This window comes from Companilactobacillus sp. HBUAS56275 (assembly GCF_036913655.1).
Taxonomy (GTDB): Bacteria; Bacillota; Bacilli; order Lactobacillales; family Lactobacillaceae; genus Companilactobacillus; species Companilactobacillus pullicola.
The window spans coordinates 226153-251278 of record NZ_JAYKKK010000002.1; the positions used below are offsets into that span (position 1 = coordinate 226153).

21 protein-coding genes are annotated in these 25126 nt (G+C 36.6%); 10 read left to right on the forward strand and 11 right to left on the reverse strand.

Going from position 1 to position 25126, the window contains the following annotated elements:
* Positions 1 to 336 precede the first annotated feature (336 nt).
* Positions 337 to 1938, forward strand: coding sequence for an SLAP domain-containing protein (locus U8526_RS04665; protein ID WP_334340802.1), 1602 nt, complete (start codon positions 337 to 339; stop codon positions 1936 to 1938).
* Between the two features lie 48 nt (positions 1939 to 1986).
* Here U8526_RS04665 and U8526_RS04670 read toward each other — a convergent pair whose 3' ends face one another.
* Complete coding sequence (locus U8526_RS04670) at positions 1987 to 2925, reverse strand: nucleoside hydrolase (protein ID WP_334340803.1); 939 nt, start codon at positions 2923 to 2925, stop codon at positions 1987 to 1989.
* Between the two features lie 4 nt (positions 2926 to 2929).
* Positions 2930 to 3355: a MarR family winged helix-turn-helix transcriptional regulator gene (locus U8526_RS04675; protein WP_334340804.1), complete on the reverse strand. Its 426-nt coding sequence runs from the start codon at positions 3353 to 3355 to the stop codon at positions 2930 to 2932.
* 217 nt (positions 3356 to 3572) lie between these two features.
* Here U8526_RS04675 and U8526_RS04680 point away from each other — a divergent pair, with 217 nt between their 5' ends.
* The 6 genes from U8526_RS04680 to U8526_RS04705 all read left to right on the forward strand — a co-directional run bounded on the left by U8526_RS04680 (position 3573) and on the right by U8526_RS04705 (position 9288).
* Complete coding sequence (locus U8526_RS04680; RefSeq protein WP_334340805.1) at positions 3573 to 4220, forward strand: NAD(P)H-binding protein; 648 nt, start codon at positions 3573 to 3575, stop codon at positions 4218 to 4220.
* 312 nt (positions 4221 to 4532) lie between these two features.
* Positions 4533 to 5936, forward strand: coding sequence for a PTS sugar transporter subunit IIC (locus U8526_RS04685; protein ID WP_334340806.1), 1404 nt, complete (start codon positions 4533 to 4535; stop codon positions 5934 to 5936).
* A 27-nt stretch (positions 5937 to 5963) separates the two neighbouring features.
* On the forward strand, positions 5964 to 6893 hold the full coding sequence (locus U8526_RS04690) for a DUF7916 family protein (protein WP_334340807.1): 930 nt from the start codon (positions 5964 to 5966) through the stop codon (positions 6891 to 6893).
* A 138-nt stretch (positions 6894 to 7031) separates the two neighbouring features.
* Entirely contained in the window at positions 7032 to 7307 is a 276-nt protein-coding gene (locus tag U8526_RS04695) for a hypothetical protein (RefSeq protein WP_334340808.1), read from the forward strand.
* Between the two features lie 173 nt (positions 7308 to 7480).
* Positions 7481 to 8944, forward strand: coding sequence for a DHA2 family efflux MFS transporter permease subunit (locus tag U8526_RS04700; RefSeq protein ID WP_334340809.1), 1464 nt, complete (start codon positions 7481 to 7483; stop codon positions 8942 to 8944).
* 209 nt (positions 8945 to 9153) lie between these two features.
* Positions 9154 to 9288: a hypothetical protein gene (locus U8526_RS04705; RefSeq protein WP_264372430.1), complete on the forward strand. Its 135-nt coding sequence runs from the start codon at positions 9154 to 9156 to the stop codon at positions 9286 to 9288.
* A gap of 45 nt (positions 9289 to 9333) precedes the next feature.
* Here the strand turns inward: U8526_RS04705 and U8526_RS04710 are convergent, their stop codons facing one another.
* The 9 genes from U8526_RS04710 to U8526_RS04750 all read right to left on the reverse strand — a co-directional run bounded on the left by U8526_RS04710 (position 9334) and on the right by U8526_RS04750 (position 22210).
* On the reverse strand, positions 9334 to 10464 hold the full coding sequence (locus U8526_RS04710; protein WP_334340810.1) for a GGDEF domain-containing protein: 1131 nt from the start codon (positions 10462 to 10464) through the stop codon (positions 9334 to 9336).
* Positions 10465 to 10647: 183 nt separating this feature from the next.
* Positions 10648 to 12021 (reverse strand): DHA2 family efflux MFS transporter permease subunit, encoded by a 1374-nt coding sequence (locus U8526_RS04715; protein ID WP_442886211.1) that lies wholly within the window; start codon positions 12019 to 12021, stop codon positions 10648 to 10650.
* A gap of 503 nt (positions 12022 to 12524) precedes the next feature.
* Positions 12525 to 12908, reverse strand: coding sequence for a YxeA family protein (locus U8526_RS04720; protein WP_334340812.1), 384 nt, complete (start codon positions 12906 to 12908; stop codon positions 12525 to 12527).
* Positions 12909 to 13145: 237 nt separating this feature from the next.
* Complete coding sequence (locus U8526_RS04725) at positions 13146 to 14273, reverse strand: 5-methyltetrahydropteroyltriglutamate--homocysteine S-methyltransferase (RefSeq protein WP_334340813.1); 1128 nt, start codon at positions 14271 to 14273, stop codon at positions 13146 to 13148.
* A 566-nt stretch (positions 14274 to 14839) separates the two neighbouring features.
* The gene (locus tag U8526_RS04730; protein WP_334340814.1) at positions 14840 to 17329 is read right to left on the reverse strand and encodes a hypothetical protein; all 2490 of its coding nucleotides are present in this window, start codon (positions 17327 to 17329) and stop codon (positions 14840 to 14842) included.
* A gap of 382 nt (positions 17330 to 17711) precedes the next feature.
* Complete coding sequence (locus U8526_RS04735; protein ID WP_334341139.1) at positions 17712 to 18719, reverse strand: D-2-hydroxyacid dehydrogenase; 1008 nt, start codon at positions 18717 to 18719, stop codon at positions 17712 to 17714.
* An 87-nt stretch (positions 18720 to 18806) separates the two neighbouring features.
* Positions 18807 to 19724 carry a DMT family transporter gene (locus U8526_RS04740; RefSeq protein WP_334340815.1) on the reverse strand — a complete coding sequence of 306 codons (918 nt, stop codon included), beginning with the start codon at positions 19722 to 19724 and terminating at the stop codon, positions 18807 to 18809.
* 170 nt (positions 19725 to 19894) lie between these two features.
* Complete coding sequence (gene greA, locus U8526_RS04745; RefSeq protein WP_334340816.1) at positions 19895 to 20365, reverse strand: transcription elongation factor GreA; 471 nt, start codon at positions 20363 to 20365, stop codon at positions 19895 to 19897.
* 408 nt (positions 20366 to 20773) lie between these two features.
* On the reverse strand, positions 20774 to 22210 hold the full coding sequence (locus U8526_RS04750) for a C69 family dipeptidase (protein ID WP_334340817.1): 1437 nt from the start codon (positions 22208 to 22210) through the stop codon (positions 20774 to 20776).
* Positions 22211 to 22339: 129 nt separating this feature from the next.
* Here U8526_RS04750 and U8526_RS04755 point away from each other — a divergent pair, with 129 nt between their 5' ends.
* From U8526_RS04755 to U8526_RS04765, 3 genes are all read left to right on the forward strand, one after another.
* Positions 22340 to 23632 carry a nucleobase:cation symporter-2 family protein gene (locus U8526_RS04755; RefSeq protein WP_334340818.1) on the forward strand — a complete coding sequence of 431 codons (1293 nt, stop codon included), beginning with the start codon at positions 22340 to 22342 and terminating at the stop codon, positions 23630 to 23632.
* Positions 23633 to 23736: 104 nt separating this feature from the next.
* On the forward strand, positions 23737 to 24513 hold the full coding sequence (locus U8526_RS04760) for an FAD:protein FMN transferase (protein WP_334340819.1): 777 nt from the start codon (positions 23737 to 23739) through the stop codon (positions 24511 to 24513).
* Positions 24514 to 24634: 121 nt separating this feature from the next.
* Positions 24635 to 25123, forward strand: a complete 489-nt coding sequence (locus U8526_RS04765) for an FMN-binding protein (RefSeq protein ID WP_334340820.1) — start codon at positions 24635 to 24637, stop codon at positions 25121 to 25123.
* Positions 25124 to 25126: the final 3 nt, after the last annotated feature.

The window sequence follows — 25126 nt, forward strand, 5'->3', positions numbered from 1 at the left end:
ATTAAATAATAGAAGTGTTGTTTAGTCTGGAACAAAAATTGGGAATGCGTTCAGCTATGAAATTATTGTTATCGGCTTTGCCGATTACAATAAGGCCGACTTTTGAAATCCATTATTTTGCACGAAGTGAAAAATAATTAGTTCAAAATCGCACCCATAGCGTTCCAACAGCATTCCCAATTTTTGTGGAGGACGGGAATCAAGCACTATCCTTCCTCTCTTTATTAAGAATTTGTTTTATTTTTGAATAATATATTGTTAATAAAATATTTTCTCTTAGAATTAAAGTTGAATAAATAGAAACTTAGGTAATTTCCTTTGGGGATGTAAAAAACAATGAAAAATAGTAAAAAGATTTTAGCAGCTTCTGCTGTAGCAATTATGTTGGCACCAGCCGCAATTTCTGCCATTCCACAACAAACAATTCAAGCTAGTGGTTTGGTTGGATTAGTAGGAACAATTAGACGTGATGGTGGACAAATTGTTGACGATAACGGAAATATCACTAAATCAACTTTGCCTAACTTTAGTTCATGGAAACTAGGTCAAACAAAACAATTACGCGGTAAAACTTATTATCAAGTTGGTAATAACGAATGGGTCGCTTTTGACTCAATGGATATCGCTGTAAATGGTAATAAATTAAATAGTTACGCAACTAATTACAACGCTGACGTCCGTAATGTTGCCACAGTTGCCGGTAATACAAAGATTGTTAATAGTAATGGTCAAAGCACTGGTCGAGTTTTGCCAAAGGGTAGTCAATGGCAACTAGGTGATATTGCTACTATCAATGGCACTGCCTATTATGAAGTTGGCACTGATCAATGGATTGCTGCTAGTTCTGTAACTAATATGGTTTCTAGTGATACTAGTAATCAAGCCGCTGGTAAGCAAACTCAAACAAATACAACGACTACAACTACTAATACAGCAGCTAAGAAAATTGGAACTTTGAATTCAACGGCTTCAATTTATGGTTCTGATGGAAAACCAATGGGTATGACTTTACCTCAAGGCAGTCAATGGCAATTAGGTGCTTTAATTACGGTTGGTAGTAAAAAGATGTATCAAGTTGCAACTAATGAATATATTGACGCTTCCTTAGTTAATGTTGCTGGACAAACACAAACGCCAACAACTTCTACTGACGATAATAGTTCGGCTGGAAAAGTTGGTACAACAACTTCTAGAGTTAATATTGTTACTGCAGATGGAGTAGAAACAAGTATGACTTTAGGTCAAGGTACACAATGGAAGCTCGGCAAGACTATTAAGATCAACGGTGTTTCTTATTATGAAGTTGGAACAAATGAATATGTCGCCGCTACTAGCTTTACGTTTAACGGTGGCAATACTACAACTACAACTTCAAAGCCAAGTAATACTCAAGTCACAATAACAGCTAATCCCGATGCAGGTGAAGTTGGTACAGCAACAACTGATCTAGGTATCGTTAATGATGCTGGAACAAGTACTGGTTCTTCACTTCCAAAAGGTAGTCAATGGAAATTGGGCCGTATTATGAATGCTAACGGTATGGTTTATTATGAAGTTGGTAATAATGTATGGATTCCTGCCAGTGATATAACAATCACTAGATCAAACGGTTCAACAAGTACTTCAACGACAACAAACACAACTACGAATACAACAACAACTAATCCTGGAATCCCAACTCCAGGTAATGGTTTGATTGGTACTACAACAGTCGCTCAAAAGACTTATGATCCATCAACTAATTCCTATGGACAAATCTTGCCAGTTAACTCATCATGGAAAATTTCTAAGTTAGTTGTAAATAAATATGGCTCATACTGGGGTCAAATTTCATCCAACGAATGGGTTTGGATCAGTACAGTTAGATTGAACAGTGGTCTTAATTTGAAGACATATGCTGTCAGTGAACCTGAATTTGCTGTAAAAATTAATAAGTGATTATAAAAATACCCTCACGAAAAATCGCGAGGGTATTTTTGTGGAGATTTACTTTTCATAACTTTGAATTGAATTAAACAGGAACTTGACGAAGGCTTCACGATCGACGTCCTCGAGAACTTTAATACTGTTCTTTTGTGGAGCATCGGTTCTGCGGTCTGGATACGTCATTCCACGGTATTGATCGTTACTTAGAGAAACATCCATTGAATAGTTTGTACTCTTAGTGAACAATTCAGGAGCAATCAAACTCATGACAGCACAAGCATCGTGAATAGGAATCTTAGTCATTCCTTTTTCTAACTCAGCCTTTGTATAGAAATTAAGTATCGAACTTGCCATAACGCCGACATGACCTAAATCTTTAATCTTATTGATCTCATCCATAGTTAGATAGGCTTTATTTTCAGTCAGATTGAGTCCGGAAAGTGTGATTGGTAATCCGGAATTAAAGACAATATCCATTGCTTCGGGGTCAACATAGGCGTTAAATTCAGCAGCTAAAGTAATGTTACCTTGTAAAGTTGAACCACCCATAATATAGATATGCTCGATATTCTCTTTGACGTCAGGGAAAGTCTTCAATAGTAGGGCGACGTTAGTCAATGGGGCCGTAGCGACAATGTTGACTTTTTCATCACTTTTAGAGATACGGTCGTACATGTATGTAACGGCGTTATGACTAGTTAATGGATAATCTTGGCTGTTTTCGGGAAAATCATAACCGTCCATTCCTGTCTTACCGTGAATTTCACCCGCAGTTTCAACTTCTTTAACTAAAGGTGTTGCTTGTCCGGAAGCCAATTCAGCGTGTGACCCTAAGAAAGTTAATAATTTCTTGGCGTTCTTAGTCACGTAGTCTAATTTTACATTGCCACCAACAGTCGTTACTCCGATTAAATCGGCTTTCTCGGGATGGGCTAGTAGAACTGTCAATGCAATGGCATCATCAATTCCGGGGTCACAGTCCATAATTACTTTTGTCATTGGTTTAAACCTCACTTTTTAGTTTTTGGGGAATCTTTTTCAGTGCATGAACGAAACTACGACGTTCTAAAGTTCCTAAGGTTGATAAAATTTTCTGATTATTATCTTCAATAAATTCATCAATCACTGGTAATAATTTTTTTGCTTTATCAGAAAGGACAATGGTTTTTAACCGTGAATCGTTTTTAACTGGTACACGAGAAATTAATTCGTCTTTTTCCATAGTTTTAAGAATATTAGTAGCCGTGGGACGACGGATATTGAAGTCTTCTTCAATATTTTTTTGGTAAGTGTCAGTCTTGCAGTGAGCTACAAAATGAATTATTTGAACTTGTGTACCGGTCAAATCATACTTATGCGCAAAAGTATTGATATCACGGGAGATTTCGTTGGATGCAACTTTGATTAAGTGAGCAACATCGTTCGTCATAAAACCCCTCCTTTGAGATTTAGAATACGAAGCAATTATAACATTTCAGAGCACTTGAAATATTTGATTAAAAGTCATTTATAGCTGATATTATTTCAATAATATTTATATTTTTAAAAAATCATAATTATTCTGACTTAGCGAGAAACATTTTTTGTAATAATTTCAAAAGAACTCTATATTGGATTATGGAAACTAAAAACAGGGGGAAAAATAAATGGCTAAAGTTTTGATTTTAGGTGCTAACGGTAAAATTGCTCACTTAGCAGAACATATTTTTGTTGATACGACGGATACAAGTTTGAAGCTCTATCTTAGAAATGCAGAGCGTTTGGATGATTTCGTCGATTTACATGACAAGTTGACTGAAGCAATCGAGGGTGACTCAACTGACGTTCAAAATATGGTTGAATCAATGAAAGATGTCGATCTTGTTTATGCTAATTTAGCCGGTAATAATATTACAGAACAAGCTAAGGCTGTTGTTGAAGCAATGCACACTGCTAATAAGACACGTTTAGTTTGGATTTCAACACTAGGTATTTATGATGAAGTACCTGGCAAATTCGGTGACTGGAATAAGAAGATTTTAGGTGACTATATTACAAATTACGCAGCCGCCGCCAAAGTAATTGAAGATTCTGACTTGGATTACACAATTATTCGTCCAGCTTGGTTGACTGATAAGCCGGAAGTTGATTATGAAGTTACCCAAAAAGGTGATGACTTTAAGGGTACTGAAGTTTCAAGAAGATCAATTGCTCAAATTGTCGTAGATATTTCTCAAGATCCTGACAAATTTAAGCGTGAATCAATTGGTGTTAATAAACCTAATACAGATGGTGACAAACCAGCTTGGTATTAATTTAAAGAAATAAGTCGAAATCAAGAGGTGATTTCGACTTATTTTTTTGCAATGTTACATACAAAAAAACAAATTCCTACCGTTATGATAAATTTTTAACAACCTTTGAAATAGCCGTTGGAGTGCATGAAGTATTGGCGTTATGCGATACTTCTTTTTTTATGAGAAAAATTAATTCGTCAGTACTAATATTTTTATAAAGTATAAAAAATATTTTTTCTAAAAAAACAAGATGCTATTGAATGGACTATACCACCATGTTATGGTTCTTCCTGTAACCGGTTGCAAAAAATTCTGAGGGAGCAAATTATTATGGCTAACAGTAAACAAGGCGGAGGTTTTACAGCCTTTGTTGAGAAACATCTAATGCCAATCGCAGTTAAAATGGGACAAATGAAACCATTGATTGCGATTCGTGATGGTATTGCGATTTCGATGCCACTTATCATTATTGGTTCTGTATTTATGATTGCTAACAGTTTTCCTATCCCTGCTTGGACAACATGGCTAGCTAATACTGCTATCAAAGGGGTAACAATTTCCGCTATTTTTGCCAAGATCGTCAATGGTTCATTCGGTTTAATCGGACTTATCAGTGCTTTCGGTATAGCTGCAAGTTATGCTGAACAATATAAGACAGATGGTAAGTCAGCTGGTGTCATTGCCGTTGCTTCATTCTTCGTCGTAACACCAAGTATTATGAGTGGCGACAAAGTTCCTCTAGAAGGAATGCCTTATGGTTTCTTAGGAAGTCAAGGATTATTCGTTGCTATTCTATTAGGTCTACTTACAGGTTGGATTTTCCAATGGTTTATTAATCATGATATCCAAATTAAGTTACCTGAATCAGTACCACCTGCAGTTGCAAAGAGTTTCAGTGCTTTGATTCCAGGCGCTCTTATTATTACAATCTTCGGTGCTATCTATGCTTTCTTAACATGGACAGGACTAGGAAATATTCACGAAATTTTAATGCATGTCCTATCAAAACCATTAGGTCTATTAGGTGATACTTTAGGTGGTACACTTGTTGCCATCATGCTTAACAGTCTATTCTGGTTCGTTGGTATTCATGGTGGAAATGTTATTAATCCTATTATTTCACCTATTTGGTTAATGAATACTGATGCTAACCGTGTACTTTTCCAAGCTGGTAACTTGGATTTAGCTCATCATGGTCACATTATTGCTCAACCATTTATCGATAACTTTGTATATATGGGTGGTGGTGGTGCCACTATCGGGCTTGTATTCTGTATTGGTATTTTAATTATGATGCACAAGGCAAGTAAACAATCACAAATCATGGGTCCTTTGACAATCACACCTGGTATTTTTAACATCAATGAACCAACAATGTTTGGTTTGCCAGTTGTTTTGAATACTACTTTGATTATTCCATTTATTATTGCACCAATGGTTAATGCCATTACGACATATATTGCTATGTCAACAGGTTTTGTTCCTCTATGTACCGGTGCCGTTGTTCCTTGGACAATGCCACCTATTATTTCAGGATTTTTGGCTACAAATAGTTGGACAGGTTCACTTATTCAAGCTATTAATATTGTGCTTGATGTCTTAATTTATATGCCATTTATGATTACAATGAATAAGCAACAAAGAATTCAAGAAAGTGCAGATGAAGCTGCAGCAGCAGGTATTAAGGAAAACGATTCTGGTATAGATACTAGCGCTGCCAATGCAACAGTCTAGCTTTTATTAAAAGGAGAAATTTTCAATATGGTGAAACGATTAATCAGTGCAGATACTAGCGACATGCTAGCAATGGACGGAGCTGAACTAAAGCAAAGTATCAAAGCTAGTGAAGGCCGAGTAGTTCTGAGCGAAAACGTTGTTGGACATGAACCAATGGACGGTATCACAACTTCAGAAATTGCAGCTGCATTTGGAGCTGACTTGATTCTACTCAACGGTTTAGATGTTTTAAATCCTATTATTTTAGGACTTTATCCTGGTGAGGAAACTTTGGCAACAGCTAAAGCTCATCATGATGGTGAAAGTATTCACCATCTTCAAAAATTAGTAGGACGCCCAATTGGTGTTAACTTGGAACCAGTTGATCCTAACGCTAAGATGGCCGAAGATCGTTTGATCATTCCTGAAGGCCGTATGGCAAGTGAAAAAACTTTGCAAGAAGTAGAAAAATTAGGTTTCAACTTTGTTGTCTTGACTGGTAATCCAGGAACTGGTGTTACTAACGCTCAAATTGCTGCCAACATCAAAGTTGCTAAGAAGAACTTCCACGGACTAGTTATTGCAGGTAAGATGCACGGTGCTGGTGTTGATGAACCAGTAGTCAGTGAAGAATCTGTAACAGCCTTTCTAGAAGCCGGAGCTGATGTGATTTTAGTTCCCGCAGTAGGAACTGTTCCAGGATTTGACGATGACGAACTCAAAGCCGTTGTTAAATTAGCTCATGACAAAGGTGCACTAGTTATGAGTACAATTGGAACAAGTCAAGAAGGTTCAGGTAGCAGCTACATCGAAAACGTAGCAATCAGAAATAAAGTCGATGGCGTTGATATCCAACACGTCGGAGATGCTGCTTGGGGAATTCAATCACCATTTGAAAATATCTTTGCAATGAGCAGAGCTATTCGTGGTGAACGTCATGCAATCGTACGTATGGCTCGTTCAATCAATCGTTAGAAACTAACTCAAATAGGGATGTTATTAGGTTTTGATACCTAGTAACATCCCTATTTTGATCAATATTATAATTGCCCATGAAAGGGATTATAATATTGATATGAATAAAAAATATTGGTTGGTCTGGAGATGGTAAGTATGACAATAAAAGATTTCTCTTCAAAGATAAGTGTTAGTAAAAAGTTTGGATATGATTATTTAGTAGAGCTAAAAGATGTAAATAAGCTGAATGATTTGTATAACACATTAAAGAATATTGGAACTTATGTGATTCCTTATGGAACAAAAGGTTACAGACTTACATCAAAAAAATCTAAGGACTTTATTACTCAATATATTTATGAAAATACCAATTTGGAAAAAAAGGATTATACAGTATTGTCGACACTTGAATTCAATTCACTTAGAATGTGAATTTAAACTTTATTAATCAGGGATGCAATTAGATTTTAACGTCTATTTGCATCTTATTTTTTCGCATTTTTACCTATTTTAAATGAAAAATATAAAAAAATTTCAGAAAACACTTACGAAGAAAATTTTTTTCTGGTATATTAATCCACTGTTGCAACAATTTGGAGGTAATTATGAGTCAGTCTCAAAAAATTAATACAAGACCCGAACATCCAATCTTGTCACTATTGGGTGTCTTAATCGGTGGATTTGTAGGAATGTTTAGTGAAACTTCATTAAATATTGCCCTTCCATCAATCATGAAAGCTTTTAATATCGAAACAGGAACTGCACAGTGGCTAGTTACAGGTTATATGCTTGTAATTGCGATTGTTTTACCACTTTCAAGTTTATTAACAAAACATTTTTCAACACGTGGATTAGTTAGATTTGGTTTGTTAGACTTTATCGTCGGTTCAGCAATCTCTGCATTAGCAATGAACTTCCCAATGCTTTTGGCAGGTAGAATGATTCAAGGTATCGCTACCGGAATTATTTTGCCACTTATGTTCTCAATTGCTATGAGAATTTTTCCACCTGATAAATTAGGTGCCGCTTTAGGTATGGCTGCCTTAGTTATCATGTTTGCCCCAGCTATTGGACCTACAATTTCAGGTATCATCTTGGGCGCATTATCATGGAGATATATTTTCTGGTCATTCATCATCTTCCTATTGATCGGTTTGTTCATTATGGAAAAGAATTTGACTAACGTTTTTGAAGTAACTAAGCCAAAAGTTGATTGGTTAGCTATTGCTTTATCAACTATAAGTTTTGGTTTGATCGTCTTTGGTATCAGCTTCTTGAGCAAAAACATCGCCACAGCCTTGATTGCTTTAGTTGTAGGTATCATTTTCTTGATTGTCTATATCAGACAACAGTTACATGCTAAAACTCCAACCTTGGATTTCTCAGTTTTGAAGACTCCAGAATTCTTAACAGGTTCCGTTCTAGTTATGTTGAACTTTGGTATTACATTGTCAGCTATGTATTTGTTGCCAATGTACTTACAAAATGGTTTAGGCGTTGCTGTAGCTTTAACTGGTGTCGTAATGTTGCCAGGTGGTGTTATCAATGCCGTTGTTTCATTTGGTGCAGGTCGTGCCTACGATAAAATTGGTGCTAAGATGATGTCTCGTTTAGGCTTCCTAATTTCTATCGTCGGTTCAGCGATGTTCCTATTCAGTAATTCAAATAGTTCCTTAGGTTATATTATCGTAGCCCATATCATTTTAATGATCGGTGTGCCATTAGCTATGTCACCATCACAAACATATGGACTTAATTCATTGGATGCATATCAATCCGCAGATGGTTCTGCCATCATCAATACTTTCCAACAAGTTATTGGTGCCGTAGCAACTGGTATTGCCACAATTCTGTTGAGTACAGGTCAAGCTAACTACTTCGCTAATGGCGGACATTCAGCTAAATTAGCTTTCACAAATGGTGCTCATTATGGATTCATGTTTACATTGATTTTAGCTGTCTTCGGATTTATCTTGGCATTCCGTGTTCACAATAAGAGCAAAGAAACTGTCACAGTTGAAGAGACAGAAGAAGCAACTTCTAAAGACAAAGAAGCTGTCACTGAGTAATTAATAAAATAGAAAACAATTGATACTTGTTTAATCTCGGCTATGCGCTTGCTTAGTCGAGATTTTCTATTTCAATCTAAATTTGTGAAATATTTCTGATGATTTTACTTGAAATTGAACGCAAAAAATGGTTGAAATATCTCAATAATTCCTTTACAATAATAGGGTTAATAAATAAGTTAAATTGTAACGGGAAGGAGGGTTTTTAGATGTCACAAAATACACATAAAGGTATGACTGGCCACCGCCGTCCTGTAAACCAAAAAAATGGTGCAGAAAAACGTGCCCATACACAAGCTGTTCTTGACTTCCTAAGAGGTCGCGACGCAAAAGAATCTAAATAATTAGATTAAAAAGAGCTAACAGACAATCGTCTGTTAGCTCTTTTTTTATATAATAGTAATTTCTTTACGACCATTACGTTTGGAATGATATAAAGCTTTGTCGACTCTAGAATAAAAGTCATTAACGGAAACATCTTTTTTACTGATTTCAGAAACTCCAACTGAGATAGTAATGTGAATTCTTTCTTGGCCGACGTCGACTTCTGTGTGATTAACAGCTTCGAAAATTTTCTTAACGATAACCTGAGTATCTTGAACTTGATAGTGGGGGAAGATGATATTGAATTCTTCACCACCGGTACGATATAACTTAATGTTCTCATCATTATCAGCGAGGACATTTTGAACGACATCAACAATTGTTTGTAAAACTTTGTCGCCTGCTAAATGGCCATAGGTATCGTTGATATGTTTGAAATGATCAATATCAAACATCATCATAGTAAATTTTCCATCCGAAAGAATATTATCTTTAAAGAGTGAACGAAAATCGACATCGAAGGCATCGTAGTTATAAGCGTGTGTCAGTTTATCGTGAGTGGCGTCCCGAAAGAGTGCAGCTCTGGATTCCACATCCGTATAAAGGATTGCGATATAGCCAAAAGTAAACAGTTCGATGATACCGAGATAAATGACTTGTTGAAAGAATGTCGGAGTATTGATTGCATATTTAATTTTGATGAAGAACCAGTAAAGAAAGCCGGAAATAAAGCTGACGGTAAAATATAGGAAAAAGGGAAATTTGCTTTTGGTGTTATTTTTGATGTAATTCAGTGAATAGTAGAATATTAATAAAACAATTCCTGAACACCATGATTCCCAACTCGTGAAGGATGAATTGAAGAACATAAACGCGATGACGATTGGCGTAAAAAGATGATACTTAGATGGAACGCTCAAAATAATAGTGTAAAAAATAATGGAAACTAATTGAAAATTGATATAGATCCAAGATTGACCTCTACCACGGATGGTAATTTGCATGATGAGTAACAGAACCAAGATATAAATGATTCCTAAAATTGAGCGTAATACGTATTTATCAATACTTTTTTTCAAAACTTTAAAGATTAACCTAACTCCAGCAAAAAGTATTTGGAATACAACGAAGGCTCCCATAATGAAAAAGAGGCTAGTGGTTAATGGTGCACTATTTAGAAAAATATTAGTTAACAAATTTATGTCTCCTCCTGGAACCTTTCTATTAGTAGCTGTCATAGAATAATTATAATCATTTATTATCAATAAATTAATAGACAGATTTAGTAAATTATTGGAAATTCTTACGAAAAATAATAGCACCTATTCAGAGTCCTAAGGGATTTTGGATAGGTGCCGTTTTAAATTGTATATCGGTAATTAGTCGAAGTCAGGACGATGTAATTTGTGTGTCATGATCAAGGCGACGATTAAAAATCCTAAACAGGCTAGGAAACCAGCTTGAATACCAGTGGCTTGGTTAACAGTACTACCGTTCATGATCTTATCAGCCATAGTGATGACGGCAATGATGATTGCAGTTCCAAAGGATGCAGCTATTTGTCTTAAAGTATTAAAGGTTGCTACACCGTCAGAAATATATTTTTTAGGTAGCGAACTTAAAGCGTGAGTTTGAATTGGAATTAAAATCAGAACTAATCCTAATTGACGAATCGTTTGTCCGACCGTCAACATTAGAACAGAAGCATTAACGTCAATAACGGCTTGCATAAAGGTACCAAAGCAGTCGATTAAAACCCCAGTGACGACGATTCGTTTAATAGGATATTTATCAAACAATTTTCCACTGACAGGTGACATAAAGCCGGTCAAAGTTGCTCCGGGTAGTAATGCTAAACCTGATATTAAGGGGCTTTTATGCAGGATAGTCTGAATCATAAGCGGTAAAAGAATAGTATTACCATACATAGTTAAGACGATTAACATATTGATAACAGTCGCAAAGGTAAATTGTGAATGCTTAAAAATTTCGAAATTAATAATCGGCTTACTAGATTTATTTTCCATGACGGAAAAGATAACAATCAAAATTAAACCAATAACGGTATATCCGAGGACGTTGAAGGTGAAGAGATTTGATTGGCCGATGTTGGAGAAACCTGTTAATAGGAAGAGAAGTCCAAAACTGATTGTGATTAGACTAACGGTGTCAAATTTTGGATTCTCGGTTGTCTCAATTTGTGGTAAGAGAAAAATTGATAGGAGCACAACGGCTATAATGAATGGCAGGATCAAGATGAACAGGTATTGCCAAGCAAAGTACTCTAAAATGACTCCAGACAGGGTTGGTCCAATGATAGGGGAGAAATTAAAGGCTAAGCCAATAATCCCCATAACCGCCCCTTGTTTGCTTCTATCGGTATATTGCATGGCTAGTACGTTGACCAAAGGCATCATCATACCAGTACCGATAGCTTGAATCATTCGTCCAACGATAACGAGGATAAATGAGTTAGCCACGGCACCTAGTAGAGTTCCGACTAAAAAAATAGAAGAAAAGGCAATGAATAAATGTCTAAAAGAAAATTTCTTTATAAAATAGGCACTAGTTGGAATCATGATGGCATTGACTAAGGTATAGCCATTGGTCAACCATTGAACGGTGGAAGAGTTAACGTTGAAAACTCTCATAAAGGTTGGGAGAGCGGTATTCATCAAGGTTGAACACAAGACACCGAAGAAGGTTCCAAAGACCATGATGTAGAGAGATTTTTTGATTTGTTTTGACATAATTTGAGCCCCTAAAAGAAAAGTAGTAACTTATCCATTTTAGTTATCAAATTTGTTAAGGTCAAATTGAAGATGGATGTCGTCCTCCACAAAAATTGGGAATGCTGTTGGAACGCTATGGGCACGATTTGAAACTAATTATTTTACACTTCGTGCAAAATAATTGATTTCCAAAGTCGGCCTCATTGTAACCGGCAAAGCCGGTAACAATGATTTCATAGCTGAACGCATTCCCAATTTTTGCTCCGGACTGAAGAGTACTTCGATTATCTTGTTCAAAAAGGCTTCCAAATAGCGCAATATTTATTCAGTCTGGAGTGACTAGATTCCTGGCTCTAATATTATCGAGGGAAATTGCAGTGTTTAGAAAATTTTTAGCTCTATATAATCAAAATAATCAAATGGAAATTCTAATTCTTAAATAAAAATAATAGCGCCTATCTAGTATTCTCTTGTACATCTGTTGTGTGTATCAATGGAATACTAGGTAGGCGCTATTTTGATTTTTATAAATTCAATTTAGTGTAGACATCGCTAGGCATGTCTTTTTTGAAGACTTCTTTATATGAATAGACGTAACTGCCTTTTGTATCAAGTTTTAGGTAGTGGCCTTGTTTTAATTTGCCCATACCCATGAATTCGATGGGATGTTCTTTGCCATCTTTGTCGTAACTCTTCAAGTTGTACGTGTAATTGCCGTAGCCATCTTTATCCTTGGCATCTTTGTTATCAATTTTGACATATCTAGGTTCACGTTTGACCAAGATGTTGTAGTTATTGAATGCCTGTGAAACTTGACTGGTGCTGTCTTTGGTGTAGAAACATGCACCTAAATATCCTAATCCTAAAATAACAATGCCTAAAAGAAAAACCCTTAGAAAACTTCTCATTTGCGTTACCTCCTGAGAAATATACTAAAGGCTTTAGTCATTTTTTTACATTTGATCTACTTACATTATTCTTACAGATTTGTAAGCCGGTTTACCACCAATCAAAGTGAAGTGTGTAGTCTACAATCCTGTTGAATAAGTCTGCTAAAATTTTCATCATAATCAGCACCTCCAACACAGATAAACTTTATTTCTTACTTATATTATAGTTCTTGTTGAAAGCGCTATCAATAATTATTAACCCCAAACTTCGTCTTGAATGGATTTAACCAATTTTAATTTGGCCCATTCTTGTTGTTCGGTTAAAACGTTGCCTTCTTCAGTTGAAGCAAAGCCACATTGAGTTGATAGCCAGAGTCGATCAAGTGGCAAATATTGGCTAGCTTCTCTGATACGATTAATGACTTCTTGGCGGTCTTCGAGTTCACCAGATTTAGTAGTGATCAATCCTAAAACAACTTTTTTATCACCAGAAACTTTTGCTAGTGGTTCGAAATTACCAGCGCGTTTAGAGTCATATTCCAAGAAGTAGGTATCAACGTTCTCTTTAGCAAATAAGGTATCGGCGACAGGAGCGTAACCACCAGAAAAGGCAAAGTCAGAATGATAATTGCCGCGGCAAACGTGGGTATTGATTGTTAAGTCCTCAGGAAGGTTCTCAATGGCTTTATTGTTCAAGTTAAGTAAAATATCTTGAATACCAGAATTGGCGTAGGCTTTACCGTCAGGGGTATTTAAAAAACTTTCATCTAGGAATAATCCCCATGAACAGTCATCGAGTTGGATGACACGGGCACCTTTATCGTAAAAAGCTAAGATGGCGTCATGATAGGACTTTTCGATGTCTAAATATAAGTCGTTGATGTTGGGATAGAATTCTTTGATTTTTTCATCGTTAGTACCACGAATTAATTCGATATAGAGTTGTGAAGGGGCCGGAATAGTCTGTTTAGGCTCGATACTTAGATCGTCAGTTAATGATTTGAGAAATTCGAAATCCTTAATGAATGGGTGAGTTTCAGGATTGAATTTGATATGACCGGATAGGATAGCTGTATCATCACGAGTTTCTTCATGTGCAAAATGATAGCCTTCTCCGTAATGAATATGACTGATACCTTCAAAGCCCCAGAAGAAGTCTAAATGCCAATAAGAGCGACGAAATTCACCGTCAGTAGCGTAATCTAGTCCGGCATTTACTTCTTTGTTAACGAGATCTTTGATGGATTCATTTTCAACGGTTGTCAGTTCTTTTTGAGTGATTTGGTTATTGAAATAATCTTTACGAGCTTGTTTGAGTACGTCTGGTCTGAGAAAGCTTCCTACATGTTGGAATCCGATTTTACTTGCTGTTTTTACTGTCATATTAAATCCTCCTGAGTCTGTTTAATCTTTTTTGTGGTAGTTGGTTGATGAGATTGGGATTAGGGCATGGATGGTAAGTGTCCTTTGGACACTTGCCTAATGGAATCTAAGCGACAGAGTCACTAAGATTCCATAAAGAACGACTACGTTGCGAAGAAATAAAGGAATGCGAACGTCTGGGACGTTCCCATAACTCTCTCTACAACGACGAAGTCGTTGAGAGAGAGTAAAAAAAATAATCGTCCCTACAATACAGAATTTACCTGCACTGTAGGGACGATTACTCGTGGTACCACCCTAATTTATATCTTGCTTACACAAAATACCTCAACGACACTGTCATGTCCGGGATGATATCGCATCCTTGCGTATTCCTAGCTCGCACTGGGATATAGACTCCAAGCTCATCTTCAATTAATCTTTCGTTCCGTCTTTTCACTAGTTGGCGGTCACTGATAAACTACTAAATCAATCTACTCTTCTCTTCAACGTCTAATTAGATTAAATAGATTTTAATTATTTGATTGGTGAATAAGTTACACCTAGGATTATTTTTTGTCAAACACTTATTTAATACTGTTAATGACGTCCCATTTAACAGTCCCATTATATTTACCAGCTTCACTTGGGCCGGTTTGTTTTAATAGGGGACCGGTATTGTTGGTCCAATCTTTTGAAATGGTTGTGGTAACTAATTGATTACTGACAACATTGTTTGTAGCAATAGGGACTTCGTCGGAAGTAAGGTCATAAGTGGTGCCATCTTTCCTTTTATAGATTAGGACGCCGTTAAAATCGACGTTACCTTTTTTTATTTTTGAAGTGGAGACGGACAAGGTCCAAGCGTTACGTAAACTTGTAACGCTAATGGAATAATCACTTTTCCGTTTTAATATCTTATCGCTAGAGAAATAATTAACATCTTGAAAATTTAAATATTCTGATGCTTGCACATTTAAGTATCTGTCTTGGAGCACATTGATCGTGTACGTAACGGTGTTTGATTTTATGTCGTCTTTGTCCGTGGCAGTGACGGTGACTTTTTGGGTGGTTTTTTCTTTAAAGATGTCCCAAAAATCATCACCAATAATACTTTTTAGAGGGATGGTCCCTGTTGCGGAAGTATCAGTCGAATTGGCTTGAGTGCTTGCAGTATAAGTTTTACCACCAACACTGATGTCATAACGGATAGGGTCGTCTTCTTTAAAATGATGATTCTTGTCGTAACTTAATTGTGTTGGCAAATTTAATTTCTCGTCGGCATCGTTATAAACAATGTCAATTGGATCAGGATCTTTGAAGGTCAGTAACCAATTTTTTTGATAAGTAACAGTGAATTTCGGTGTACTAGTTGTTGAAATTTGATTTTCACCTGAGAAATTAGCTGGTTCTTCAGGGACGTCAATGTCGTGGTCAGTCGTGTTATCGGCGACACCGTTAATTATGATATCGGCACTCGTATAAGCGGTATTACTAACTTTACCAAGATTCTCAGCTAGGGCAAATTTTAATTGTTGGGCGCTTAGATTAGAACCGCTGACGTATTCAGTTTTAGTGTTGTCATTCAAACTATTCTTGTAATTGATCGTAGCGATATTTCCGTTCGTGTCAGACGTATAGTTGATATTTGTTGGTAGGTCAATCTTAGCTGCAATCTTATTCCAATCAGTACGACTATTTTCAGTATCATAATCAAGATTGTAATCAATGGTCAATTTATCGCCATGGGCAACAGTTTTATCTGTTGAATCATCAGTAATGACTTTTCCCAAAGTGTTATCGGTGATAGAAGTTTTTGCCTCAGCGTGAACTAGGGCAGGGATTGATTCAAACACGACTAATTTACTGTAGACTTTGGAGGACTTTCCGTTTGCTCCAGTGAAGCCCCAATAAAGCTTATTATCTTTAATATTACCGAAAACACTTGGATCGACATCGACGGTTTGATCAACTCGAGGATATCCCCCAAGGCTACTAGTGTCTTGGTTAGTTGTTCCGTCTAGATATTTGTCATTAAAGGCATATTGAATTTGTGCAGATTTACCGTCGCGAGCATGTTTCCAAGTGAAAGTAACGTGGTGCCAGTAAATAGGATTCTGATATGTTCCGGCATCAACAAGTTGTGCATCTTTGGCCCCCGAATGAATAATGGAAGCCGCTGTTTTGAATCCTTTCCAAGCAGAATCAGACTGGTTAGCACTTCCTAATGGCATTAAAGCGTAGCTGCTTGCTAAACCGGGATAAGTAACTGCAATGTGTCCATAACTACCACCAGCTCCAAATTTAGAGTCCGTTGGATAATTGGCAGGAATCTTATTTTCACTTCCAGTATACTTAGTATCATAACCATTGAGTGTGTAGAAAATAGTTCCAGGTTTAGCTGGAACTATTTGTCCAGGGATGAAGTTGACCTGTATTGGAGGTTCATCTTTTTCTGATGTTACGTCATTTTTTTGACTATCAAATTCCAAGGCCATGCTATTTTTTACAGAGGTACTTGCAATATAGGCAGTATCGAATGTGGTAGCGGAATCCTCAAATCCACCATAATAATGCGCGGTGGTAGCCTTGTCATAACCATAAACTCCGAGACCCTGATAACCAGCACCCATAGCTTTGGGTCCACGAGGATCGTTTTGAAGAACTAATGCCATACCTTCGCCGTTCAAAAGAGGATCATCAACGGCAGCCCCAAAATATAGCCAAGCGGAGACGGTTTGATCTTTGTTGATATCAATAAAGTTTCCAGAATCTAAATTTGACCAAACAGCGCCATATTTTCCAGAACCATCGGCGAGATCTAGAACTTGATCTGTAACTTTCCGAGCATCGTTGGCTATAAACGGATCATCACTTACTGGTCTCTTATCGGGCGCATAAGTTGTGAAGAACTTATGGATATCTAGACCTGTGGGAGCAGTGTCAATAGCTTGCTGGACATCAGTTGAGTCAGCAGCTGAAGTAATAGTTGTCGTTGTAATCAAAGAAAAAATAATAAGGCTGAATAAAAAGGTAGACCAAATAAAAAAGTGTGATAGTACCTTGAGTACATGCATACAACTTACTCCTTCCCTCAAAGAATTAAATGCAAATGTAAAGGTTATCACACTGATTATAGCAACGTTATAAGCAATTGATAGTTGTTCAAAATCATAACGACGTTATAAAAATAGCAAGAATTCTACAGATACACTAGGTAGAGAAAAAATAAGCAAGTATAAATTTATTTAATTCTATAAAACAAAAATATTATCTATAAATGTTGCTGTAATAGGTTATAAAACTAATATTAATATGCAAATTTAAATTATTAATGAATAGTATAATAACACTTGTGATCACCATCATAAATTTCATAACGCTACACAAAAATGCTTAGACGTTACAAAAAAGGGGACACTATCTTGATTAAGATAGTGTCCCCTTTAAATTTCAATCTTATTTAGTTGTATCGACAATATTATTTGGTTTAAGACCCTCAATTAAGGCCTTGTTGGAATCAAATGAAGTCGTAATCATATTATGAATAGCAGTTTCTGTATAGAAAGCACTGTGTGGAGTAATGATAACGTTGATTCTCTTAGCAAGATTCTTGATCTTTTCGTCGGGAATATTTTCAGGACTACTCCAAACTTTACCAAAGACAGAATTTTCATTATCAAGAACATCAAGTCCAGCGCCGGCAATTTTACCACTGTCTAAGCCCTTAATTAAGGCATCAGTATCGATTAATTCTCCACGAGCACAGTTAATAATGTAAACACCATCTTTCATTTGTGAGATGGCTTTGTCATTGATCATATATTTATTGGAATCAAATAATGGTACATGCAAGGTAACGATATCTGATTGCTTGTATAATTCTTCCAAACTATCAACGTATAAACCTTGTTTTTCGATGTCGTCATTATGATAAACATCGTAGGCAACAACTTTAGCACCGAAGCCTTGCAAAATCTTGATCACTACGCGACCGATATGGCCAGTACCAACGACACCAACTGTTTGTTCACGGTATTCCTTACCAATGGTAGGAGCCCAAGTGAAGTCTCCGTTATCGAATTTTTCATCGAATTCGGGTACACGACGTAGTAAACGACCCATCAAAAGAACGGTATGTTCAGCGATGGCATTTGGTGAATAAACAGGTACATTTGTTAAAGTAAATCCAAGATCATTGAGATCCTTGAAGTTGAAGTTATCGAAACCGACGTTACGGATTGAAATATACTTAATACCTAATTTATTAAGTACTTCCAAAGCCTCTCTAGTGTATGGCGAAGTTTGAAGTGTTACGACACCGTCAGATCCTTCAGCCAATCTAGCTGAGTCAGCTGTTAAAGTGTATTTTGTAAAGCCCACTTCAACGTTAGGGTTAGCTTCTTCCCATTTCTTTAAAGATGGTTCTTCGTCTTCACGAATACCATATGCAAATATTTTCATCAGCAAATCCTCCTTTTAACTCACAACTCCATTAAAACAAAATTGTGAAAAAAAAAGAAGCCGAATCCATTATTCGACTCCAGAAAAATATTATTCAGTATCGTAGCGATTAAGTACATAGATAGCTAGGACGACGATAATAGCACCGATAACTTCGGCAAAGTTAACTGCATAGTGTAGGAAAAGCACACTAAGAACTAATGTTGTAAAAGGCTGTACTGCATCAGTAATACTTACAATAGCGGCGGTTGTGTATTTAGTACTGATAACCATTAGCAGGAAGGCTAGAACAGTACCAAGCAAGATAACTGTTCCGATTCCCAAGATACTTCCAGTGGTCATCTTGGGTGCGTTAACCCAAATTGGATTGAAAATATTAGAAATCAATCCTGCAATCAACATACCCCAGCCGGTAATTAAAATCCCATGATATTTGGCAATTAGTTTTTGTGGAATTGTAATGTAAAGAGCAGCGGTGATACCACTACCAATTCCCCAAACAAGGGAAATAAATGGAATTGAAAGGTGTCCTAAGTCCCCACGAGTAATCATAAGAACAACCCCGATTAAAGCGATAACGAAAGAAATAACATCCACACGAGAAGTTTTCTTTTTAGTAAAAATTATGGCACCAATCATGATGAACAATGGTGATAGATATTGCAAGATCGTTGCTGTTGATGAATTACCAGTTTTAACAGCGTGAAAAAAGGTAAACATATTAGCTAATAAACCAAAAACGGAAAAACTAAGTAGAGTTAGAAAATCTTTTTTATTTTTAAATACAGCAAAGAATTCCTTTTTAGGTAAAACGACTAAGCCAACTGCTAGTAAAAGGATACCAGCTATAAGAGTTCTGGTACCAATGAACCACATTGCGGGAATATTCAAGTTTTTAGCAACGAATTGCAAAACAGTACCTGAAACTCCCCAAAGAGCAGAAGCACAAAATGCCAACCAGAAACCACGGTCAAGAGTTTTCTTGGCTAACTTTTTACTTTCATCCATTAAAAAATCTCCTCCTAAAAAATCAATACTTTATTATACCCGTGCTTACAAAGGTTTGACTATTCTTTTTTTTATACCATGACGTTTATCAAGAATAGGTATGCAATCCATCTAGCGGAGAACAGGCATTTCTTCAAATTGGTATGTACCATATTTAAATTATTATAAAGTTACTTTATTTTGATTTCGACAATTTTGACTTGATAAGAGCCAGCAGGTGCACTGACCGATACCACATCGCCGACCTTGTGATTTTCCAAAGCACTACCAATAGGAGAAGCAAAAGAAATCTTATTTTGATCCAAATTAGCTTCCTGTTTACCAACTAATTGATAAGTAACTTGATCGTGATCATCCAAGAATTCAATAGTAACGAATTTACCAATATCTAAGATGTCATTATCGGCAGGTACTACAACATCAGCGTATTGTAACTGTTTTTGAAGAAAACGCAGACGCCCCTCCAAATGACCAAGATCTCTTTTAGCAGTTGAGTATTCAGTGTTTTCCGAACGGTCACCCAAAGCAGCAGCCGCAGCCAGTATTTTGATTTTTTCAGGACGAATGTCCTTTAAATGACGAATTTCCTGTTCAATAGCCTTGTATCCAGCAGGAGTCATCTTGTTAAAAGTTGGTTCCATTTTTATCAAACCTCACAGAGAGCGAAGCAGGCCCGGGAATTTCCGAGGATCAAGACTACTATCTCAGTCGGCAACGAAGTGCCGGCAGAGATAGTTGACTTGACCGGAAGAAATTGGCCTGCGCAGCTCGTTTTTACTAGAGAGTGGAACAAGCCGTTTAGATTCTGAGCATTTGCAGGACTTTGCAAATTGACTGCGTAGCAGGCAGTTTGTGAAGTCAGGCAAAGCACAGGAATCTGGCTTGTGGAACTCGTTTCCACTATTCAGCAAAGAACAGTGGTTATTTTAAAAGAAAGTTTAGTTATCTTCATACGCAGACACTATAAAACATAGCATCCCAGTAATCAACAAAACAAAAATCCCTCCAACAGTATGTCAGGGGGATTAAAACTATTTAATTAGCAGTGACTATAGATTAGCATCCATGTTAAATGTAAGTTTTGAAAGGTTGATACCCTTTGTATAAAGTTCGCCAAAGAATTCATGAGTCTTTTCTCTCATTTCCTTAACAACCTTTTGGTTTCTATCAGTTAAGAATTCAACTAATTCATCACCAGAGTAGTTAGCTGCAAGCTTGTCAGTTTCAGCAACTGAGGCACGTAATTGTTGACGGATGTCTGTTAAGTAGTCGATATCGTCTTGGATGAATTCACTGTAATTTGATTCAACAAGTACTGATAGAGCGTTATACATCCAGTATGCATCTTTGAAGTTGAACTTGAGTGAAGCGTCGTTATATGAATCATCTGTTTCATTCATGTTTGTATAGAATGGAATGTATGGAGTAAATGTTGGGAATCCGATACATAACCACATGATAGCGGCAAATTCTTCAGGAACGTCGTTTCTGATTTGAAGAACGTGTGAGTTTTGTGTTCTGTTCAAACCGATTGGACGGTAACGATGCTTGTCGTCTTCTGAGGCATATGGGCTATATGGATCGTAAGGTGTTTCGTTATAGTGTGAACCTAGAACGTATTCAATATCATCAACTGTGATCTTGTGATCTGTCTTCATGATGAATGGTAATTCACCATCTTCTGGATCTTGTTGGATCTCAGGGTTAAAGTATTTTTGACCATACCAAACACGTGGTGTGTTGTAGTGACGATCTTTAAGATTGTCTGTACCAAAGATATGTCTGAAGTTCCAGCCAGTCTTGTCTGTGTTCAAGTGGTTTGTTTCAACAAATTCTTGAATTCCTTCGGACCACATGAATTCATCAGGGTTGTTGAAATCAACTTGTTGGATAGATACACGGTTAGCACAAACGGCGTAACTGTCATCAGGGATTCTTTGAGCTACCCAGTGATGACCTGTAACGATTTCCATGTACCAAACATCGTTGTTATCACTGAATAAAACTGAGTTACCAGCAGGTGAACCAAACTTTTGAATAAGTTCACCAGTACGTTGAACAGCACCTTTAGCTGAATCAACATAAGGAAGAACCATACGAACAATAACGTCTTCGTCCATACCATCTTTAACAAGTGGATCAAAAGCTAGGGCACGTTCGTTACCATAAGTACTTTCAGTAGCTGACATAGCAACGTTCTTACCATTGATACCACTTTCGTCGTAGTAACCGAACTTCTTGTAGTCAACGTTAGGAACTGCAGGCCATTTGTAGCCATTTTCGGGAACTTCAGATTCGAAGCCATTCAACCAAGATTTAACTTTACGCCCCTTTTCGCCTTTAACAGCAGGGTTTAATACGAAACTGTGTGGGGCAACGGCAAAAAATGTATCGTCATTTCTGGCAATCATTGTGGAACCGTCGATACTGGCGTCTTTACCAACTAAGATAGTTGTACAAGCGTCATCTAAATGATTTTTATTCATCTCTTAGAATTCCTCCTAATTTTATACTGCTTTTATTCTATCATAGTTAAAGTAGTAAATAATCTAAACTTCGCCTTTAATAACTTTCAGAAAAGATGTTATAATTTTCTAAATATAGGAGGGGCAATAATGGATCTTAATATGAATGATAAGAGCGATTCGTTTTTTAAGAATCTGCTATTAGGATTTCAACATTTACTAGCCATGTACTCGGGAGATATTTTGATACCGATCTTGATCGGTGCATCTCTTGGCTTCAGTGGCAAGGAAATGACGTACTTAATCTCAGTAGATATTTTTATGTGTGGGGTAGCCACACTCTTACAGATTAAACGAACACCCTTGACTGGGATTGGATTACCGGTTGTTTTAGGATCAGCCGTTGAATACGTAACGCCGTTACAGAATATAGGACATCACTTCGGAATAGCTTATATGTACGGTGCAATCATTGCGGCTGGTATTTTTATCATGTTAATTTCGAAAGTATTTGCCAAATTAAAGAGATTTTTCCCACCAGTCGTTACTGGTTCTTTAATAACTTTGATTGGGTTTACTTTGATACCTGTAGCTTTTCAAAATATTGGTGGCGGAGATGTCGCTGCCAAAGGGTTCGGTAACCCAACTAATTTGATTTTAGGATTTTCAACAGCGTTGATTATCGTAATTGTAAGTATTTGGGGTCGTGGTTTCATTCAACAAATCGCAGTCCTAATTGGTATCGTAGCTGGATATTTGATGGGAATTGGAATGGGACAGATTGGCTTTGCAAGTGTTAGCTCAGCTCATTGGTTCCAAATTCCACGTCCATTTTACTTTGCAACGCCTAAGTTTGAATGGTCATCAATCATCGTTATGCTGTTAGCAGCGTTGACATGTATGATTGAATCAACTGGTGTTTACTATGCTTTAGCTGAATTGACAAAACGTGATTTGGATGAGAATGATTTGCAACGTGGTTACGCTTCAGAAGGATTGGCTGCCATTCTTGGTGGGATTTTTAATACCTTCCCATACTCAACTTTCTCACAGAACGTTGCGGTTGTTCAATTGTCAGGAATTAAAAAGAATAAACCAGTTTATTTTTCAGCCTTTCTATTGATCATCTTAGGGTTGATCCCTAAGGTTGGAGCCGTGGCTGAATTGATTCCTAACGCCGTTTTAGGTGGAGCCATGTTGATCATGTTCGGTACAGTTGGTATCGAGGGAATCAAGATGCTCTCTAAAGTTGAAATGAATAACAATAATATTATGATTATGGCTGTTTCAATCAGTTTGGGACTTGGAGTAACAGTTCAACCAACTTTGCTTCATTTCCTACCATCAACATTACAAACTATTTTAAATAATGGTTTAGTTGTCGGAAGTTTTTCTGCAATTATTTTGAATTTACTTTTGAATTCTAATAAAGAGAAAGCTTAATTTTTTTCACAAACTTTGGTCATATTTTCATCACATTTAGTACGTATACTTATCGATAATTAGATGAGCATACGTATTTTTTTTACACAAAGGAGTGAAGTTATATGACTGAACATAAATATATGAGTACCGTTTTAAATAAATTCGATTTACCGCTGGAAATCAAGCTGGCAGTGCCTAAAGAAGCAACTTTTGATAAAATTATTTTGGATCAAACAGTTCAACAGATTGATCTTAAGCTTAAGGAATACGATGAATTATTCTCTGTTGAAAATAAAGATTCTCTTTTAAGTAGATTTCAAGATGGCGAAGAAACTGCCCTGATGATTTCACAGACTTTCAGAGATGTTTATGAACAAACAATCACCGCTGAACAGATGACGCAACACTATTTTAGTTCTTACTACAATGGTAAATATGATCCTGTCGGCCTATTGAATGGATGGATCATTGATCAAATTTTTAATCAATATCTTGTTAAATTACTTAGTGTCGACGGTATCGATGGCGTATCTTTGAGATGTGGTGAAGACGTTCGTCTTGCAAGTCGTCCTGACATTGATTTTAATTGGCGAATTGCTATCAAAGATCCTAACAATCTGGATATTCTTTTAGCAACATATTTTCTACAAAATGGAGCGGTTTCTACTTCTAATGAAATCCACAGTTTACGTAGAGAAAGTAGCAATATTGAACAAGTAACGGTAGTGACGAATAGTGCACTGGATGCGAAGATCTGGTCTTCGGCTGGAATCTCATCTGGTACGAGTAAGTTTCCTGAGTTTATTGAGAGATATCATTTAACAGGAATGATTGTTGATAAGAGCCTGGGAATAGAGAATTTTCGCGATGGGTTCATGGATAAAGTAGCTTTGAAGTGAGACAAGATACATAACGACGTTATGTATCTTGTCTTTTTTTATTTTTAGTCTAATTTTGGTCATAAATAATTCAAATATAATCTTTATACTCAGCTTTAAAATAAAATTAAAGGTGATTTTAATGATTAAAAAAATAGTCGGCGTAACATTATCATTTGGTGTGGCCGTGGCTATTGCCATTGATGGATATATCGTTTTTTTCAAAAATCAACAAACAACCAATGGAACAACTACAACCACTGCAAGTAAAACTACTACTAAAAATACGAATTCTGATAATAAAACTGAAACGACATCTACAAAAAGTACTTCAACTAGTAAATATAAAGACGGAACGTATACAGGAACTTCGACGAGTACTCGTTGGGGTGATGTTCAAGTTAAGGTGACCATTTCTGGTGGAAAATTGACACAGATCGATGTTTTAAGTTCACCGGATTCACAGCAGAAATCAATACAAATCAATGAACAAGCTCTTCCAACTTACAAGTCTGAAGCTATCAGTGCACAGAGTGCTGATATTCAACAAATTTCGGGAGCTACTGAAACGTACAAAGGTTTCACAGGCTCACTACAAGATGCTTTAAATCAAGCAAATAATGAGGTGTAATTG

Coding starts and splice junctions, on each gene's coding strand:
- U8526_RS04665 (WP_334340802.1), top strand. CDS start 337: ATGAAAAATAGTAAAAAGATTTTAGCAGCTTCTGCTGTAGCAATTATG.
- U8526_RS04670 (WP_334340803.1), bottom strand. CDS start 2,925: ATGACAAAAGTAATTATGGACTGTGACCCCGGAATTGATGATGCCATT.
- U8526_RS04675 (WP_334340804.1), bottom strand. CDS start 3,355: ATGACGAACGATGTTGCTCACTTAATCAAAGTTGCATCCAACGAAATC.
- U8526_RS04680 (WP_334340805.1), top strand. CDS start 3,573: ATGGCTAAAGTTTTGATTTTAGGTGCTAACGGTAAAATTGCTCACTTA.
- U8526_RS04685 (WP_334340806.1), top strand. CDS start 4,533: ATGGCTAACAGTAAACAAGGCGGAGGTTTTACAGCCTTTGTTGAGAAA.
- U8526_RS04690 (WP_334340807.1), top strand. CDS start 5,964: ATGGTGAAACGATTAATCAGTGCAGATACTAGCGACATGCTAGCAATG.
- U8526_RS04695 (WP_334340808.1), top strand. CDS start 7,032: ATGACAATAAAAGATTTCTCTTCAAAGATAAGTGTTAGTAAAAAGTTT.
- U8526_RS04700 (WP_334340809.1), top strand. CDS start 7,481: ATGAGTCAGTCTCAAAAAATTAATACAAGACCCGAACATCCAATCTTG.
- U8526_RS04705 (WP_264372430.1), top strand. CDS start 9,154: ATGTCACAAAATACACATAAAGGTATGACTGGCCACCGCCGTCCTGTA.
- U8526_RS04720 (WP_334340812.1), bottom strand. CDS start 12,908: ATGAGAAGTTTTCTAAGGGTTTTTCTTTTAGGCATTGTTATTTTAGGA.
- U8526_RS04725 (WP_334340813.1), bottom strand. CDS start 14,273: ATGACAGTAAAAACAGCAAGTAAAATCGGATTCCAACATGTAGGAAGC.
- U8526_RS04730 (WP_334340814.1), bottom strand. CDS start 17,329: ATGCATGTACTCAAGGTACTATCACACTTTTTTATTTGGTCTACCTTT.
- U8526_RS04740 (WP_334340815.1), bottom strand. CDS start 19,724: ATGGATGAAAGTAAAAAGTTAGCCAAGAAAACTCTTGACCGTGGTTTC.
- greA (WP_334340816.1), bottom strand. CDS start 20,365: ATGGAACCAACTTTTAACAAGATGACTCCTGCTGGATACAAGGCTATT.
- U8526_RS04750 (WP_334340817.1), bottom strand. CDS start 22,210: ATGAATAAAAATCATTTAGATGACGCTTGTACAACTATCTTAGTTGGT.
- U8526_RS04755 (WP_334340818.1), top strand. CDS start 22,340: ATGGATCTTAATATGAATGATAAGAGCGATTCGTTTTTTAAGAATCTG.
- U8526_RS04760 (WP_334340819.1), top strand. CDS start 23,737: ATGACTGAACATAAATATATGAGTACCGTTTTAAATAAATTCGATTTA.
- U8526_RS04765 (WP_334340820.1), top strand. CDS start 24,635: ATGATTAAAAAAATAGTCGGCGTAACATTATCATTTGGTGTGGCCGTG.